This window comes from Paraburkholderia dipogonis (assembly GCF_042680985.1).
In the GTDB taxonomy this organism is placed as follows: domain Bacteria; phylum Pseudomonadota; class Gammaproteobacteria; order Burkholderiales; family Burkholderiaceae; genus Paraburkholderia; species Paraburkholderia phytofirmans.
This window is the reverse complement of record NZ_JBHUFR010000023.1, coordinates 191,972-206,254: the sequence shown is the minus strand read 5'-3', so window position 1 is coordinate 206,254 and position 14,283 is coordinate 191,972. Positions and strand designations below refer to the sequence as shown.

Sequence of the window (14,283 nt, the reverse complement as noted above, 5' to 3'; positions counted from 1 at the left end):
TTCTGTGAGGCTAACTTCGCGTAGGCGAGGTTGAGCGCCGCGAGGTGCGGGCCCAGACGGAAGCGCAAACGCAAAAAAGGCGCCAGGAGTCTCCTCCCGGCGCCTTTTTTATCGCCTACGCGCGGACTAAGCCGATTCAGAGCATCACAAACAAACCGGCTCCGCTTCCAACTCCACCCCAAACCGCTCGAGCACATCGCGCTGAATCGCTTTCGCAAGCGCCAGCACCTCCGTCCCGCTCGCGCCGCCGCGATTCACCAGCACGAGCGCCTGCCGCTCATGGACGGCCGCCGCGCCCACCGCGCGACCTTTCCAGCCGCATCGATCGATCAGCCAGCCCGCGGCAAGTTTCACCCGTCCATCCGGCTGAAGGTACGACACGACATCTGGTTCTGTGGTCTTCAGCGCCTCGAACTGCGCCGCCTCGATCACTGGATTCTTGAAGAAACTGCCGGCATTGCCCAGTTCCAACGGATCGGGTAGCTTGGCGCGCCGCACCGCCACGACCGCGTCGAAGATCGCCTGCGCGGTAGGCGGCGTATCGGCATGGCCCTTTGCGGCCAATTCGCGAGCGAGATCAGCGTAGCCTGCACGCGGCTGCCAGACCTTCGGCAAACGGAACGTCACCGACGTGATCACGAAACGGTCGCGCCCGTCCCGCTTGAAAAAACTGTCGCGATAGCCGAAGCGGCACGAGTGCGCATCCATTTCGACGACGTCGCCGGTAGCCAGCTCCACGGCGCGCAGCGACGCGAAGCGCTCGACCACCTCCAACCCGTACGCGCCGATGTTCTGAATCGGCGCCGCGCCCACCGTCCCCGGAATCAACGCGAGGTTCTCGAGACCCGGCAAGCCTTGCGCCAAAGTCCAGCCGACGAACTCATGCCACGGCTCGCCGCCGGCCGCTTCGACGTACCATGCGTCATCGTCCTCGCGCACGATGCGGCGCCCCCGCAGCGCGATCAGCAGCGCGAGTCCGCCAAAATCGCCGGTCAGAACGACATTACTGCCGCCGCCCAGCACAAGGCGCGGCAAGCCGGCCGCGCGCGGATCGCGCACCGCGGCCATCAGTTGCTCTTCACGCTCGATGCGGCAGGCGAACTGCGCGCGCACATCGAACCCGAAGGTGTTGTGCGCCTTCAGCGGAAAGCCGGCGATGAACGCGGCGGAATCGGATTGGGACATCGGAATGAGAACCGTGAAACGACAAATGGAACAACGAATAAAGCAGCCGATGCAACCGGCTTCGGGCCCCCGCCGGGCGACTATGCGCGGCGGCCTTGGGCAAAAGGGAGTGGCGTCGGTAAAATGACGTCCGGTCCGTGATTATAGCGAGTGCCCCGTGAGCAGCCGCCCGGTTGCGTCACGCACCGCAGCACTATTGGGAGAAAAAAATGCCATCGTTTGACGTCGTCTGCGAAGCGAACATGATCGAAGTCAAGAACGCGATCGAGCAGTCCAACAAGGAAATTTCAACGCGCTTCGACTTCAAGGGGTCGGACGCGCGCGTGGAGCACAAGGAAAACGAAATCACGGCTTACGCGGACGACGATTTCAAACTCGGTCAGGTCAAAGACGTGCTGCTGTCGAAAATGGCCAAGCGTAACGTGGACGTGCGCTTCCTCGACCACGGCAAGATCGAGAAGATCGGCGGTGATAAGGTGAAGCAGGTTATCAAGATCAAGAAAGGCGTGTCGGGCGATCTGTCGAAGAAAATCGTGCGCCTCGTGAAGGACAGCAAGATCAAGGTCCAGGCGAGCATTCAGGGCGACGCGGTGCGCATCACCGGCGGCAAGCGCGACGACCTGCAAAGCGTGATCGCCATGCTGCGCAAGGATGTGACCGATACGCCGCTGGACTTCAATAACTTCCGCGATTGAGTTGCTGATACAGGGCGGCCAAGGCGTCCCGAAGAAGTAGAGCGGCTAGATCCGCGGAGCGGAGCGGGTCGGGTTCACGACGAAACCCTTGAGAGAGGGGCAGCCGTGCGCGCGTGCGGCCGCAGAACACGCGCGCGCCCCGCCGCACATGACAGGCGTGCCGGGCGATGAGCGTCAAACGCCGGGTAACTCAGCACCGGGCACGGCGCACTAACCTCTAAACTGCCGGCGCGCAAGCACGTGCATCTGTCTATAGCGGTTGCCGGTATGCTCCACGCGGCATCTGCGCGACGCCGCGCATATCGATGCGCAGAGTACTCACCACCAGGGCACTAAGTCACCCGGGAACACAGCACCAAAGCAGCGCTGTTCAAACGTCGCTCCCTCCCGCCGGCTTCGCCGCCGCATCCGCCTTCTTCTTGTCACCGATGCGGCTCTCCTGCCCACGCATCAGCTTGGCGATATTTCCGCGATGCCGCCACACCAGCAACGAACTCATCACCACGATCGCCAGCGCAATGACATGCGGTCCGAACAGAAAACCGTCGAAGATCGGCGCGAACACCGCCGCGGCCAATGCCGCCAGCGACGAATAGCGCGTGAAGAACGCCACGATCAGCCACGTCAGCAAAGTCGCCACGCCGAGAATCGGATTGATCGCGAGCAGCACGCCCGCCGCGGTCGCCACGCCCTTGCCGCCCTTGAAGCGGAAGAAAACCGGATACAGGTGACCGAGAAACACGGCCACCGACGCAATCGCCACCGAAGTCTCGTCGAGCCCGTAACGCGCGCCGTAGTGCACGACGAACCACACCGGCAGCCAGCCCTTGAATGCGTCGCCGATCAGCGTGAGAATCGCGGCCTTCTTGCTGCCGCTGCGCAGCACGTTGGTGGCGCCGGGGTTGCCCGAGCCATACGAGCGCGGGTCGTCGAGGCCCATCGCGGCGCTCACGATCACGGCGAACGACACCGAACCGATCAGGTAAGCAACGACAGCAACGATCAGGTTTTGCATCTGGGACTCTTATAAGGATCGGCGGTCTGAAACTCGATACCCCAACCGCAACAGGGCGCGCAACTCGGAATAAAGCGGCGCACATTCTACCGAACCCGCGCGCTTGCAAAACATTCAGGCAAACGTCAATCGACGCTCGCGCACTGCACCGCCCTGGCCGCCAGCAACTCCGTCAGCACCTTGGGGTCGATGCTGACCAGAAAACCGCGCCGGCCGCCGTTCAGCCAGATATTGTCCATCTCGAGAATGCTCGACTCGACGTACACCGGCATCTGCTTCTTCGTGCCGAACGGCGAAGTGCCGCCGATCAGATAGCCTGAATGCCGGTTCGCCACCTCGGGCTTGCACGGCTCGACACGCTTCGCGCCGATTTGCCGCGCGAGGTTCTTGGTGCTGACTGTGCGGTCGCCGTGCATCAGCACGATCAGCGGCTTGGCGTGCTCGTCTTCCATCACCAGCGTTTTCACGACGTGATGCTCGTCCACTCCGAGCTGGCGCGCCGATTCTCCGGTGCCGCCGTGCTCGACGTAATCATAAGGATGTTCGCCGAAAGCGACGCCATGGCGGCGCAGAAACTGCGTGGCCGGCGTTTCGGAGACGTGTCTGGATTTGCTCATCGGCGCATTGTAATGGCGACTTTGCACAACGGCTATTTGCCGAACGGCTAATTGTGCGGGTCCGGCGGCTGTGGCACGATCGTTCGCAAATATCCTCGCGCGACGCACGCTGGGCACCGTATTGTTTTTTGGAAACTTGCATGGGACTGGAGTAAGTGCTTTGTATGGGATCGGAGTAAGACGCTAAAGCGTCAACTCCGGTCGACCGCACACAGTGCATGGGACCGGAGTAAGACGCTAAAGCGTCAACTCCGGTCGACAAAGGAGACAACGTTGAGCTTCGATTCGCCCACCCGTTCCACGATCGACATCCCCGCGTTGCTGGCGGCCCTGCCCGCACGCATCGCCGACATTCCGGCGCTGGCCGCCGCGCGCGATCCGCAGCACATCGCCCTGATCGAGGATGCGCGCCGCCTCACCAGCGCGCAACTGCTGGAGGCCGTCGATGCCGCCACCGCGCTGCTGCGCGAATGGGGCGTACGCGGCGGCGATCGCGTGATGATCGTCGCGGAAAACAGCATCGTGCAGATCGTGCTGCTGTTCGCGACCGCCCGGCTCGATGCATGGGCGTTGGTCTCGAACGCGCGCCTGTCCGCCGCCGAACTCGACTCGATCCGTGCGCACGCGCAGCCTCGCGTAGTCGCCTACGCCACGGAAAGCTCGGCCGACGCCAAGCTGCACGCAGAGCGCCATCACGCCGCCAGGGCACCCGCCGTCATGCCGGACATCGGCGACTGGTCGTACACGGTGGATAGCGCGGCCGTCGCCGAACCGGTCGAAGCCGCAAGCGAGCGCCAGTGCGCCGCGTTGATTTACACCACGGGCACCACCGGCGCGCCAAAGGGTGTGATGCTGTCGCACCGCAATCTGCTGTTCATCGCCGCGATCTCGAGCCGCTTGCGCAAAGTCGGCCCGGACGATGTCGTCTATGCTGTGCTTCCGATCTCGCATGTCTACGGTTTCGCGTCCGTCTGTCTGGGCAGCCTGCATGCGGGCGCGACCTTGCGGCTGGTGCCGCGTTTCGCGCCGGAAGCCGTGCGCCGGGCCCTCGCCGAAGAACGCGTGTCGATTTTCCAGGGCGTGCCGGCGATGCACGCCAAACTGCTCGAACATCTGCAGACACACGGTCACGCGTGGTCCGCGCCGCAATTGCGTTTCGCCTATTCGGGCGGCTCGCCGCTCGACGCCGCCTTGAAAGCGCAGGTGGAAAGCGTCTACGGTCTGCCGCTGCATAACGGCTACGGCATGACCGAGAGCAGCCCGACCGTGTCGCACACCATGCTCGATGCGCCGCGTAGCGATTGCTCCGTCGGCGAGGTCATTCCGGGCGTCGAGGTGCGTTTCGTCGGGCTCGACGGCATCGACGCGGCGAAGGGCGACATCGGCGAGCTATGGGTGCGCGGCCCCAACGTGATGCTGGGCTACTACCGCAGCCCGGAGCAGACACGTGCGGTCGTCACCGAAGACGGCTGGCTCAAAACCGGCGATCTTGCACGGCAGGACGCGGACGGCGCGTTGCATGTCGTCGGGCGCAGCAAGGAGCTGATCATTCGCTCGGGTTTCAACGTGTATCCGGCCGAAGTCGAACATGTGCTGAACGCGCATCCGCAAGTCGTGCAGTCGGCGGTGATCGGACGCGCGGTGGAAGGTAACGAGGAAGTGGTCGCGTTCGTCGAGTTGCTTGCGGGCGCGACGGTGGCGCCCGCCGAATTGATCGATTGGTGCGGCGAGCGTCTCGCGCCTTACAAACGTCCGGCCGAAGTCAAAGTCCTCGCCGCGTTGCCGGCGGCATCGACGGGCAAGATTCTCAAGCACCGGCTGCGCGAGTCTCTCTGAACGGAGCGCAAGCACACACGCAAGCGCGCATCAACCTCGCGGATGATGCTGCGCATGCAGCGACTTCAACCGCTCCCGCGCCACGTGCGTATAGATCTGCGTGGTCGAGATATCCGTGTGGCCGAGCAGCAGTTGCACGACGCGCAGGTCGGCGCCGTGATTGAGCAGATGCGTGGCGAACGCATGCCGCAAGGTATGCGGCGAGAGCGGCGCATGCACACCGGCCACCACGGCGTGACGCTTGATGATGTTCCAGAACTGCTGGCGCGTCATGCCTTCGGCGCGGTTCGTCACGAACAGCGCGTCGGTCGCGCGCGCGCCGAGCAACGCGGGCCGCGCTTCGCGCAGATAGCGCTCGATCCAGCTATGCGCTTCTTCGCCGAACGGAATCAGCCGCTCCTTCGAACCCTTGCCCATGACACGCACCACGCCTTCGTTCAGGCCGACTTCCACAGTCTTCAACGTGACGAGTTCAGTTACGCGCAAGCCGCTCGCGTACATCAGCTCCAGCATCGTGCGATCGCGCAGGCCCAAAGACGTATCGATATCGGGCGCGCCGAGCAGCGCTTCGACTTGTGCCTCGCTGAGCGTCGACGGAAAACGCGGCGGCTGTTTCGCCGAGCGGATGCGCACCGTCGGATCGGCCTTGGTGCGATGCTCGCGAACGGCCCAGCCGTAATAGCGGCGAAATACGGAAAGCCGCCGGTTCGCCGAAGTCGATTTGTCTTTCTGCCGCGCGGCGCTATAGGCGTTCAGATCGGCTTCGCTTGCGGTGTCGAGCGAGGCGTTGCGGCTCTGCGCGAGCCATTCGCAAAAGAGCCGCAGATCGCGGCGGTACGCGTCGAGCGTGTTGCGCGACAGTCCGTGCTCGAGCCACAGCGCGTCGCAGAATGCATCGATCGACGCCGAGCTGGAGACGAACAGAGGTGACGCGGTGGCCGCGTCGTCGATCAACGTATCGCTCATGCGTAGGGAATGCCTTCATGCGCCAATAGCCAGCGCTTGATATTGCGGAAGAAACCCTCTTCCGCGTGATTCGCGAAACCGCCGATGCCGCTCGAACTCACCACCCGATGACAGGGAATCACGATCGGAAAGTAATTGGCGCCGCACGCCTGACCGACCGCGCGCGGCGCGCTGCCGAGTTGCCTCGCCAGTTGACCGTAGGTCAGCACGACGCCCGGCGGAATGTCGCTGATGGCCTGCCACACGCGCTTCTGAAACGCGGTGCCGACCGGGGCCAGCGGCAACTCGAACTTCGCCGACGCGCGCTCGAAATATCGTTCGATCTGCTCGGCTGCCTGTCTCGCCAACGGCGTGTCGGGCGCGACGTTCTGCATCGAATCCGGCAGATAGACGATCTCGCGCACGGCCTCGCCTTCGAGGCGAATGCCGACCTTGCCGAACGGCGCATCGATCACTGCGTTGAACATGATTGTCTGCTCCTCACTGGCGCGGGCGTTCGGGATTGCAAGGTCGCGTACCTGCATGCGGCGCAGGCACGCCTGGCACACGACGCACCGCCCGGTTTGCCGCTACTTTACGCCGCTTCCAAAGCCCATTCCACATGCTCGCGCACGACGGCGGACGCGTCATCCGCACGCATTCTCAGCGCCTGTACGATCGCCTCGCGCGCCGGCTCGCTCAAACTGTCCGGCGACGCACGCAGCGCGTTGCCCATGCCCACCGCGAGATTGCGCAGCCAGCTCTCGTAACCGATGCGGCGAATCGCGCTGCCCTGCATGCGCGTATCGAACTCGTCCGCGCTCCATGCGAACAGCTCGACCAACGACGCGCGATCGAGCCCATGCCGCACGTCGAAATCCGCGACCGGCGCGGCCTGTGCGAACTTGTTCCATGGACACACGAGCTGGCAATCGTCGCACCCATACACGCGATTGCCGATTAGCGGCCGTAATTCCAGGGGAATACTGCCCTTCAATTCGATCGTGAGATAGGAAATGCAGAGACGTGCATCGACCTTGTAAGGCGCGACGATCGCCCCGGTCGGACACGCGCCGATACAGCGCGTGCAACTTCCGCAATGCGAGCCCGGCGTTTCGGGCGCGACTTCGGGCATGGTGTCGGCGTCGGTCGGCAACGGCACGTCGACATAAATCTCGCCGAGAAAAAACAGCGAACCCGCATCACGTTGCAGCAACAACGTATGCTTGCCGCGCCAGCCGATGCCGGCCTTCTGCGCAAGTTCTACTTCCAGCACCGGCGCCGAATCGGTAAATACGCGGTAGCCGAACGCGCCGATCTCGGCTTCGATTTTCTCGGCGAGATGTTGCAAACGGTTACGCATCACCTTGTGATAGTCGCGACCGCGCGCATAGATCGATACGACCGCCGCCGACGGGTCCGCGAGCCGCGCATGCTCGGCTGCGCGCCAGTCCTGCGTGAGCGGGCCGTCCTGCAAAGCGCTTTCGCGCGCCTTTCCGCTCAATGTCTGCGCGGGCAAATAAGCGATGCGCGCCGTAATCACACGTCGCGTGCCGGCCACAAGCTCGGCGGGCCGCGCGCGTTTCATGCCGTGTTTCGCCATATAATCCATCTCGCCGTGGCAACCCGCTTCCAGCCAGGCTGCAAGCGGCGCTTCGGCGGCGGAGAGATCGGTATCGCTAATGCCGACCGCTCCGAAACCCAGTTCACGGCCCCACGTTTTGATGTTCAGCGCGAGCGCCTTCAGCGCCGCTTCATCGAAATGACGCTCGGCACGCGCATCGTCGCTAGACGCAGGCGTGCAGGAAACAGGGGACTCCGGACTTCGGTTCATCACGCCATTTTACGAGAATGCCTGCCAATCCCGATCTCGCGATCCAACCGCCCGCCAACGTCCTGCTCGAACGCACCTTCGCGCTCGCGGACGAAGCCGCCACCATGGCATTCGGCGAGCGCTTCGCGCAGGCGATCGAAAGCGTGCGCGAAGCCGCGCAACGCACGCCGGGCGCGGATGGCGACAAGGCGTTCTACGGACTGCAAGTGCAACTCATCGGCGACCTCGGCGCCGGCAAAACCACGCTCGTGCGCGCAACCTTGCGCGGCCTCGGCCACACCGGCCGCGTGCGCAGTCCCACTTACACACTCGTCGAACCTTACGTGCTCGAGCGGCCCGCTGGGGAACTCGCGCTCTATCACTTCGATCTGTATAGATTCACCGATCCGGCCGAATGGGCCGACGCGGGCTTTCGCGAGTACTTCGACAGCGGCGCGATCTGTCTCGTCGAATGGCCGCAGCGCGCGGGGCGTCTGCTGGGCGTGCCGGATCTTGTCTTCTCGCTCGACCTCGATAATCACAACGAGAATGAAAGCGACGGCCGTGTCCTCGTCGCACGGGCATACAGCGAATCAGGAAAGGCATGTCTCGAAAGATGTTGATCAAACCGTTCCGCTCGATCGAATCGGCGGCTACCGCAACGCATAACTGGCGGCGCCGGCAGATTCTGCGCGCGGGCGCGTCCACGCTGGTGCTCGGCCTCGTCGCGCCGCGTCTCGCATGGGCGAGTTCGGTGCTCGGCGTGCGGGTCTGGCCGGCGCGCGACTACACGCGCGTGACGATCGAATCCGATCAGCCGCTGCAGAACGCGCAGCAGCTGCTGCAGGGACCGGACCGGCTGGTGGTCGATCTGAGCGGTCTCGATCTGGACCAGGCGTTGAAAGACCTCGTGTCGAAGATCACGCCGAACGATCCGCAGATCTCGTCGGTGCGCGTCGGGCAATATCAGCCGCACGTGGTGCGCATGGTGTTCGACCTGAAGGGCTCGGTGAAGCCGCAGGTGTTCACGCTGCCGCCGGTCGGCGCGTACAAGTATCGGCTGGTGTTCGACCTGTATCCCGCGGTCGCGCCCGATCCGCTGATGGATCTGCTTGCGCAGACGGAACGCAAGCAGCAGACGCTGAACGAAGAGAACGCCGCACCGCCGCCCGCCACGCTGAGCGGTCCCGGCACCACGCCGCCCACCGCCGACAACAGCGAGGCTTTCTTCGAGCGTTACGCGCAGAACAGCGGCAGCGGCTCCGCACCGAGCGTGCCGCGTCCGCCGGTGCATGTCGCGCCGACGCCCGCTCCACCGATCCTCGGCAAGCCGGCCACGCCTGCTGCGCCCGTGGCGCCGCCCACGGCCATCGCCCGCAACAAGGGCAACAGCGCCAGCACGCTGGGCGCGGACGACGCCGGCAGCGACGATACCTACGCGTTCACCAATCCCAAGTCCGGCAAGAGCAATACGGTGCGTCTGTTGACCGTCGCGATCGATCCGGGCCATGGCGGCGAAGATCCCGGTGCGATCGGCGGTTCGGGCACGTACGAGAAACACGTCGCGCTCGACATCGCGAAGAAGCTGCGCGCAAAGATCGACGCGCAACCGAACATGCGCGCCATGATGACGCGCGACGCCGACTTCTTCGTGCCGCTGAACGTACGCGTGCAGAAGGCGCGGCGCGTCGGCGCGGACCTGTTCGTGTCGATCCACGCGGATGCGTTCACCACGCCCGACGCCAAGGGCTCGTCGGTGTTCGCGCTGTCGGAGCATGGCGCCACGAGCGCCGCGGCGCGCTGGATGGCGAACAAGGAGAACTCGTCGGATGAGATCGGCGGCATCAACATCAAGTCCGCCGACGCCACCGTGAACCGCGCGCTGTTCGATATGTCGACCACCGCGCAGATTCGCGACTCGATGCGTTACGGCAACTTCGTGCTGAAGGAAATCGGCGGCATCAACAAGCTGCACAAGGGCTCGGTCGAACAGGCAGGGTTCGCGGTGCTGAAGGCGCCGGACATCCCGTCGATCCTCGTGGAAACCGCCTTCATCAGCAACCCGGACGAAGAGCGCCGCCTGAACGACGACGCGTACCGCGAGAAGATGGCCGATGCGATCATGACCGGCATCAAGCGTTATTTTGCGGCGAATCCACCGCTCGCGAAGAACCGCATGACGTGATGCTTACGTAGGCGACGCAATGTTGCGATGGAAACGGCCGCTCGACGCGGCCGTTTTTTCGTCATCGTTCAGGCCAGCCGGCCGCTCAACGCGTGAGTGAAAACCGCTGCACGGCCCAGCCGCCGAACACGTTCACGGCCAACCCCGCCATGACCAGCAAAGCGCCCGCGATCTGCGCCGCGGACAGTTGCTCGTCGAGAAACAGCGACGCCGACGCGAGACCGACAATCGGCACCAGCAGCGAAAACGGCGCGACCTGGCTCGCCGGATAGCGCGACAGCAGACGGCTCCACAATCCGTAGCCGATCAGCGTCGCGATAAACGCGAGATACACGATGGCGAAGATCGACGTCGCGCTGATGCCGGATAGCGCCGCAACGATCCGCTGCGGCCCCTCGAGCACGTACGACAACGCGAAAAACGGCAGCGGCGGAATCAGGCTGCCCCACACCACCAGCGCGACGAGATCGACCCGTCCGACCTTCTTCGTGACGATGTTGCCGAGCGCCCACGAACACGCGGCGCACAAGGTGAGGACAAAACCGGCCAGTGTCATGGCATGGCCGCCTTGCATGCCGATCACGGCAAGGCCGCCCGCCGCGATCAGCAAACCCACCACATTCGGCAGGCGCAAGCGCTCATGCAGGAACATGGCGGCGAAAATCAGCGTGAAGAACGCCTGCGCCTGCAGCACCAGCGAAGCCAGTCCGGCCGGCATGCCGACATACATGGCCGTGAACAGGAACGCGAACTGGCCGAACGAAATCGTCGCGCCGTACGCGATCAGCCAGCGCCACGGCAAATTGGGCCGTTTGATGAAAAACACCGCCGGCACGGCAGCGAGCGCAAAGCGCAGCGCGCCGAGCAGCATGGGCGGCACACCATGCAGACCCACCTTGATCACGACAAAATTGACGCCCCACGCGACGACCACGATCATCGCGAGCAGCAAATCCTTCGGCGACATGCCGGACTCCAGTTGATTGTTCGATCCGGCAGTTTAGCGGAGGCGGCAGCGTCCGGCACCGCCCCGCGCTACGGATTCCCGGAGCGCCGACATGTCGCCGAGCCGTCGTCGTTAGGCTCACCGCAGTAGAATCGTCCATTGAACAATAATTCCCTCCCACCATTCCAACCGAGCCTGCCATGTCCTCCTCGATCAAAGCAGTCCTCAAACCGCATCTGCGCGACGTCGGCAGTCTGAGCGTGCGGCGCGTGCTGCCGGCCATGGCGGCGCGCCTGATCGGCCCGTTCATCTTCTTCGATCACATGGGCCCGGCCACGCTCGAACCCGGCGTGGGCCTCGACGTGCGGCCGCATCCGCATATCGGTTTGGCCACGGTGACCTATCTGTTCGAAGGCGCGATCATGCACCGCGACAGCCTCGGCTCGATGCAAAAAATCGTCCCCGGCGACGTCAACTGGATGACGGCCGGGCGCGGCATCGTCCATTCCGAGCGCACGCCGGACGAGGACCGCGCGAGCGGCCAGACCATGCACGGCATTCAAACGTGGGTCGCGTTGCCGCTCGACGACGAAGAGATCGAACCGTCGTTCGCGCATCACGCCGCTGATACCTTGCCGGTGGTCGAGCGCAACGGCGTCACGCTGCGGGTGATCGCGGGCACGGCGTTCGGCGCAACCTCGCCGGTCGCGACGTTCTCCGGCACGCTGTATGTGGCCGGCGAATTCGCACCGGGCGGCGCCTTCGCGCTCGAACCGGAGCACGAGGAACGCGGCGTCTATCTCGTCGACGGCGATCTGGAGATCGACGGCACGTCGCTCGAAGTCGGCCAGATGGCGGTGCTCGCGCTCGACGAAACGGTGACGCTGGCGAGCACCCACGGCGCGCGTGTCATGCTGCTCGGCGGCGAAAAGCTGGATGGCGAGCGCTTCATCGAGTGGAATTTCGTTGCCAGTTCACGTGAGAAAATCGAAGCCGCGAAGCTGGCGTGGACTAATCAGGAAATGGGCAAGGTGCCGGGCGAAACCGAATGGATTCCGCTGCCCCAGCGCAAGTGAGCCACGCAATTAACCGCGCAGGTAAGCAACGCAGGTAAGCAACGCAGGTAAGCAACGCGGATAAGCCACGCAGACAAGCATCGCAAGTGAGCGCAAGCGCTTCGGGCAGCATTGAATCCCCGGTGTTCGGCCCCAAATAGTCAACAGACCGTTTTATCGACGAGGACGCAATGGACACCACTCTGGCCACTTTCGAACAGGACGTCATCGCGGCGTCGACACTGGCCCCCGTGCTGGTCGATTTCTGGGCGCCCTGGTGCGGCCCGTGCAAGACCCTCGGCCCGATGCTGGAAAAGCTCGAAGCCGAAGCCGCCGGCAAATGGAAGCTCGTGAAGGTGAACGTAGACGAGAACCAGGAACTGGCCGCGCACTTCCAGGTGCGCAGCATTCCGCACGTCATGGCTTTTGCCGACGGACGTGCGGTCGATCAGTTCGTCGGCGTGCTGCCGGAAGGACAGTTGCGCGAGTTTCTTGAGCGGCTCGTGCCGCAAGGCGCGGACGCCGCGCGTCTCGAAGCGCAAACCGCGCTAGCCGAAGGCCGCCGCGAAGATGCGTACGACGCGCTGCAAGCCGCCCTCGCCTACGACCCGGGTTACGACGAAGCGCGCATGGACCGCATTGAATTGCTGCTCGAAGACAATCGTCTCGACGAGGCGCGCAACGAAGTCGATCTGCTGTCGCCGAAAACGACGCAAGGTATCGACGCGCGTTTCAACGCGATCAAGACACGCCTCGACGCCGTGGACGCCGCCGCGGACCTGCCGCCCACGGACGCGCTGGAAGCAAAGGTCGCGGCCGAGCCGGCCGATCTCGAAGCGCGTTTCGATCTGGCTAGCGCGTTTATCGCCCGCCGCAAATACGCGGAAGCGCTCGAACAATTGCTGGCGATCGTGCAACGCGACCGCACGTTCCGCGACGATATCGGCCGTAAGACGATGCTCTCGGTGTTCGATCTGGCCGCGCATCAGCCGGAGCTGGTGTCGCAATGGCGGCGCAAGCTGAGCGCTTCGTTGTTCTGATCTGACTGGATCAATCGATATTCAAGCGCGGCGCCCCAGCCGCGCCTGAATGCGCCGCGCACTCGTCGCGGCGCGAACCACCTCAAGCCGTCGCCTGCTTGGCCAATGCCCGCAGCACGTGCGCGGCTGCGGCAAATCCGAAGCTCGCCGTCACGCACACGCTCGAACCGAACCCCGCGCAGTTCAAGCCGACCGGCCCGGTGTGGCCCGGCGACGTGGCGACGTGCTCGGCCTCCTCGTCGATATCGCAGACGGCGGCTTCCGGGTAGATCAACGGTTCGTCGGAATACACCGCGCTCACCTTGAACTTCGCCTTTGGGCCACGCGGAAAGCCGTGCTGTTTGCGCAGTTGCCCGCGCACTTTCGACAGTAAAGGATCCTGGATCGTCAGCGCGAGATCGTCGATGCGAATGCGCGTCGGGTCGAGTTGGCCGCCCGCGCCGCCGACCGTGATCAACGGCTGCTTCTTCTCCACGCACCATGCGATCAACGCGGTCTTGGTGCGCACGCTGTCGATCGCGTCGATCACATAGTCGAAGCCGCCGCCGAGCGTCGACTCGAAGTTATCCGGCTCGACGAAGTCCTCGATCAGGCGCACGTCGCAAAACGGATTGATCGCCGCGATGCGTTCGGCCATGGCTTCGACCTTCGGTTTTCCGTAGTTGCCGTCGAGCGCGTGGATCTGCCGGTTAGTGTTGCTCTCGGCAACGTTGTCGAGGTCGATCAGCGTCAGCGTGCCGACCGCGCTGCGCGCCAGCGCCTCGGCCACCCACGACCCCACGCCGCCAATGCCGATCACCGCGACGTGCGCGCCTTCGAACGCGGCGAGCGCCGGCGCGCCGTACAAACGCGCGATGCCGCCGAAGCGCCGCTCACGGTCAGCGGTTTCTTTCCCGTCGAGGCTGGTAGTAAGATCGGTTTGCGCGGTGGTGCTGGACATGATGGCAGGGC

14 protein-coding genes are annotated in these 14,283 nt (G+C 64.2%); 6 read left to right on the top strand and 8 right to left on the bottom strand.

The annotated features are described in order from the left end of the window. Nucleotides 1-144: 144 nt before the first annotated feature. Nucleotides 145-1,185, bottom strand: a complete 1,041-nt coding sequence (murB, locus tag ACFSNN_RS29515) for a UDP-N-acetylmuramate dehydrogenase (RefSeq protein ID WP_134457965.1) — start codon at nucleotides 1,183-1,185, stop codon at nucleotides 145-147. A 209-nt stretch (nucleotides 1,186-1,394) separates the two neighbouring features. Here murB and ACFSNN_RS29510 point away from each other — a divergent pair, with 209 nt between their 5' ends. Next, entirely contained in the window at nucleotides 1,395-1,880 is a 486-nt protein-coding gene (locus tag ACFSNN_RS29510) for a YajQ family cyclic di-GMP-binding protein (RefSeq protein WP_012434170.1), read from the top strand. A gap of 370 nt (nucleotides 1,881-2,250) precedes the next feature. Here ACFSNN_RS29510 and plsY read toward each other — a convergent pair whose 3' ends face one another. Further along, on the bottom strand, nucleotides 2,251-2,895 hold the full coding sequence (plsY, locus tag ACFSNN_RS29505; protein ID WP_106314214.1) for a glycerol-3-phosphate 1-O-acyltransferase PlsY: 645 nt from the start codon (nucleotides 2,893-2,895) through the stop codon (nucleotides 2,251-2,253). 125 nt (nucleotides 2,896-3,020) lie between these two features. Further along, on the bottom strand, nucleotides 3,021-3,512 hold the full coding sequence (gene ybaK, locus ACFSNN_RS29500; protein ID WP_134457964.1) for a Cys-tRNA(Pro) deacylase: 492 nt from the start codon (nucleotides 3,510-3,512) through the stop codon (nucleotides 3,021-3,023). Between the two features lie 273 nt (nucleotides 3,513-3,785). Here ybaK and ACFSNN_RS29495 point away from each other — a divergent pair, with 273 nt between their 5' ends. Then, complete coding sequence (locus ACFSNN_RS29495) at nucleotides 3,786-5,348, top strand: class I adenylate-forming enzyme family protein (protein WP_134457963.1); 1,563 nt, start codon at nucleotides 3,786-3,788, stop codon at nucleotides 5,346-5,348. A gap of 30 nt (nucleotides 5,349-5,378) precedes the next feature. Here ACFSNN_RS29495 and xerD read toward each other — a convergent pair whose 3' ends face one another. From xerD to queG, 3 genes are all read right to left on the bottom strand, one after another. Next, nucleotides 5,379-6,314: a site-specific tyrosine recombinase XerD gene (gene xerD, locus ACFSNN_RS29490; protein ID WP_134457962.1), complete on the bottom strand. Its 936-nt coding sequence runs from the start codon at nucleotides 6,312-6,314 to the stop codon at nucleotides 5,379-5,381. Further along, entirely contained in the window at nucleotides 6,311-6,781 is a 471-nt protein-coding gene (locus tag ACFSNN_RS29485) for a methylated-DNA--[protein]-cysteine S-methyltransferase (protein WP_134457961.1), read from the bottom strand. The genes xerD and ACFSNN_RS29485 overlap by 4 nt, the downstream gene beginning before the upstream one ends. A gap of 107 nt (nucleotides 6,782-6,888) precedes the next feature. Next, a complete protein-coding gene (queG, locus tag ACFSNN_RS29480) occupies nucleotides 6,889-8,127 on the bottom strand; it encodes a tRNA epoxyqueuosine(34) reductase QueG (protein WP_134457960.1) in 1,239 nt (412 codons plus the stop codon). Nucleotides 8,128-8,144: 17 nt separating this feature from the next. Between queG and tsaE the strand changes: the two genes are divergently transcribed. Both tsaE and ACFSNN_RS29470 read left to right on the top strand, forming a co-directional pair. Continuing rightward, the gene (gene tsaE, locus ACFSNN_RS29475) at nucleotides 8,145-8,729 is read left to right on the top strand and encodes a tRNA (adenosine(37)-N6)-threonylcarbamoyltransferase complex ATPase subunit type 1 TsaE (RefSeq protein ID WP_134457959.1); all 585 of its coding nucleotides are present in this window, start codon (nucleotides 8,145-8,147) and stop codon (nucleotides 8,727-8,729) included. Next, entirely contained in the window at nucleotides 8,711-10,291 is a 1,581-nt protein-coding gene (locus ACFSNN_RS29470; RefSeq protein WP_134457958.1) for an N-acetylmuramoyl-L-alanine amidase, read from the top strand. Before tsaE ends, ACFSNN_RS29470 begins: the two co-directional genes overlap by 19 nt. 85 nt (nucleotides 10,292-10,376) lie before the next feature. Here ACFSNN_RS29470 and ACFSNN_RS29465 read toward each other — a convergent pair whose 3' ends face one another. Beyond that, nucleotides 10,377-11,258: an EamA family transporter gene (locus ACFSNN_RS29465; RefSeq protein ID WP_134457957.1), complete on the bottom strand. Its 882-nt coding sequence runs from the start codon at nucleotides 11,256-11,258 to the stop codon at nucleotides 10,377-10,379. Between the two features lie 179 nt (nucleotides 11,259-11,437). On the opposite strand from ACFSNN_RS29465, the gene ACFSNN_RS29460 reads away from it, so the two are divergent. Together ACFSNN_RS29460 and trxA are read left to right on the top strand one after the other, a co-directional pair. Further along, nucleotides 11,438-12,313, top strand: coding sequence for a pirin family protein (locus ACFSNN_RS29460; protein ID WP_134457956.1), 876 nt, complete (start codon nucleotides 11,438-11,440; stop codon nucleotides 12,311-12,313). Nucleotides 12,314-12,483: 170 nt separating this feature from the next. After that, the gene (gene trxA, locus ACFSNN_RS29455) at nucleotides 12,484-13,332 is read left to right on the top strand and encodes a thioredoxin (RefSeq protein WP_134457955.1); all 849 of its coding nucleotides are present in this window, start codon (nucleotides 12,484-12,486) and stop codon (nucleotides 13,330-13,332) included. 82 nt (nucleotides 13,333-13,414) lie between these two features. On the opposite strand, the gene tcdA is transcribed toward trxA, so the two are convergent. After that, nucleotides 13,415-14,272 (bottom strand): tRNA cyclic N6-threonylcarbamoyladenosine(37) synthase TcdA, encoded by an 858-nt coding sequence (gene tcdA / locus ACFSNN_RS29450; RefSeq protein ID WP_134457954.1) that lies wholly within the window; start codon nucleotides 14,270-14,272, stop codon nucleotides 13,415-13,417. Nucleotides 14,273-14,283: the final 11 nt, after the last annotated feature.

Excerpts from the sequence above, each read along its gene's own strand:
- murB (WP_134457965.1), bottom strand. The coding sequence starts at position 1,185 with ATGTCCCAATCCGATTCCGCCGCGTTCATCGCCGGCTTTCCGCTGAAG.
- ACFSNN_RS29510 (WP_012434170.1), top strand. The coding sequence starts at position 1,395 with ATGCCATCGTTTGACGTCGTCTGCGAAGCGAACATGATCGAAGTCAAG.
- plsY (WP_106314214.1), bottom strand. The coding sequence starts at position 2,895 with ATGCAAAACCTGATCGTTGCTGTCGTTGCTTACCTGATCGGTTCGGTG.
- ybaK (WP_134457964.1), bottom strand. The coding sequence starts at position 3,512 with ATGAGCAAATCCAGACACGTCTCCGAAACGCCGGCCACGCAGTTTCTG.
- xerD (WP_134457962.1), bottom strand. The coding sequence starts at position 6,314 with ATGAGCGATACGTTGATCGACGACGCGGCCACCGCGTCACCTCTGTTC.
- ACFSNN_RS29485 (WP_134457961.1), bottom strand. The coding sequence starts at position 6,781 with ATGTTCAACGCAGTGATCGATGCGCCGTTCGGCAAGGTCGGCATTCGC.
- queG (WP_134457960.1), bottom strand. The coding sequence starts at position 8,127 with ATGAACCGAAGTCCGGAGTCCCCTGTTTCCTGCACGCCTGCGTCTAGC.
- tsaE (WP_134457959.1), top strand. The coding sequence starts at position 8,145 with ATGCCTGCCAATCCCGATCTCGCGATCCAACCGCCCGCCAACGTCCTG.
- ACFSNN_RS29470 (WP_134457958.1), top strand. The coding sequence starts at position 8,711 with ATGTCTCGAAAGATGTTGATCAAACCGTTCCGCTCGATCGAATCGGCG.
- ACFSNN_RS29465 (WP_134457957.1), bottom strand. The coding sequence starts at position 11,258 with ATGTCGCCGAAGGATTTGCTGCTCGCGATGATCGTGGTCGTCGCGTGG.
- ACFSNN_RS29460 (WP_134457956.1), top strand. The coding sequence starts at position 11,438 with ATGTCCTCCTCGATCAAAGCAGTCCTCAAACCGCATCTGCGCGACGTC.
- trxA (WP_134457955.1), top strand. The coding sequence starts at position 12,484 with ATGGACACCACTCTGGCCACTTTCGAACAGGACGTCATCGCGGCGTCG.
- tcdA (WP_134457954.1), bottom strand. The coding sequence starts at position 14,272 with ATGTCCAGCACCACCGCGCAAACCGATCTTACTACCAGCCTCGACGGG.